Annotated in this window: 1 protein-coding gene; it reads right to left on the bottom strand. The window is 47.1% G+C overall.

Annotated elements, in window-relative coordinates; genetic code table 11:
* Positions 1 to 101 precede the first annotated feature (101 nt).
* Complete coding sequence (locus tag AUR66_RS12585; protein WP_058572708.1) at positions 102 to 1,040, bottom strand: hypothetical protein; 939 nt, start codon at positions 1,038 to 1,040, stop codon at positions 102 to 104.
* Positions 1,041 to 1,380 lie beyond the last annotated feature (340 nt).

Genomic DNA, 1,380 nt, shown 5'->3' with positions numbered 1-1,380 from the left:
AGTTGTGATGTCTGAAGTCAACAACTTTGCTGGACGTTGAGCCAGCAAAAAAAGCTCTTTCCCCTCTCACTTAGTCCTTTGGTGAATGCACAGGTACAGAATTAGATTTCGTCTTGGATGTCATCTAAGAGTACACTGAAGAGTTCTGGACGGACACCCAGTTTGTACAGAAACTTCACAAGTGATGGAATGTCAGGTGACGGCCCTGATGGCTTTGGCCAGTTACAGTGAGGATTGGTTACCGGGTATTCATAGAGCATACGGAGTTCTTCGAACGTGGGGTAGGGATCGTTCACGTTCAGCGATGGCGCACGAAGGTACTCATTATATTCTTGTTCAAACTCATCCAAGTCTTCTGCGCTCTTTACGAGGCTCATCGCTTCGTCTATATGCCGATTGTAGGGGCCACGAATCTCGTCGGTTCCAGTGAGGATTGCGACATCGAGCAACTCTCTGTACGTGAGGTCGTTTCTGTTTAAAGTCGATTCGAACTCTACCGTCTCCCATGGCGAGCCGAAAGGTTTGCGAAGAGTTGTTGGCGCACCGAATAATAATGTGTCATAATCGTTACTCACGACTGCATCAGCGTATCCACCCCTAACGTACACGCTAGCGTCCGCCTCTGCATACAAAGGAGCGACAGAGAAGGGAATGTCAAGATGCCAAAGCATCACTTCAGTTGCCCTTTGAAGAAAGGGGAAGTGTTTCTGTGGCTCAGAAGGATTAGGGGCATGTTGCAAGTAGGAGATCGTTGTGTCTGATTTTGAGCGGCGGCGACTTCGACGCATCGGGTCAAAGAAAAATACTGGCGTGATGTCGTGGCGAAAAATGTCAGGAAGAGAGACGAGGAGAGAGAATGCCTGTGAAATGTCACACTCGCCTTCAACAACCCTGTCATCCTTGGGGATCTGCTTAGTGACTACTGCATGGTAGTAACGTTGGAGCCAGAACGTAGCATCAATTGCTAGTACGCCTCCTCTGAACTCTGAAAGCTTCGTTTCTTGTCTTCCGGTGATTTGGCGCAGGTCCTCACAGCCCATTATTCACCTGTCGAATAAGATGGCAATGAAGAGAAGTAGTGTCGAAATTGTTCACTATTGTCACAAAATGTGATTATCGTCATGTATGATATATTTATTGATGGTGTCTCAAAGTCGCCACTATTCCGATAATGTGTTATGAACCCCTACTTTCTCCACCAGACTTATGCTAGATTGACATTGACTGGGATTTGATGGAAGATAATCCCGACAACACCGATGAGCGAGAAATACCCAGTTTTGAACACCTCAATAGGGACGCCAAAGTAGAGCGAGACCCAACCAGACCACCCACTTATGAAGAGTTACCTGCATGTGATGACTGCGGTCAGAAATACGA

This window comes from Haloferax profundi, from assembly GCF_001469865.1.
Lineage (GTDB): Archaea > Halobacteriota > Halobacteria > Halobacteriales > Haloferacaceae > Haloferax > Haloferax profundi.
This window is presented reverse-complemented; position numbering and strand designations above follow the sequence as displayed.

Coding starts and splice junctions, on each gene's coding strand:
- AUR66_RS12585 (WP_058572708.1), bottom strand. CDS start 1,040: ATGGGCTGTGAGGACCTGCGCCAAATCACCGGAAGACAAGAAACGAAG.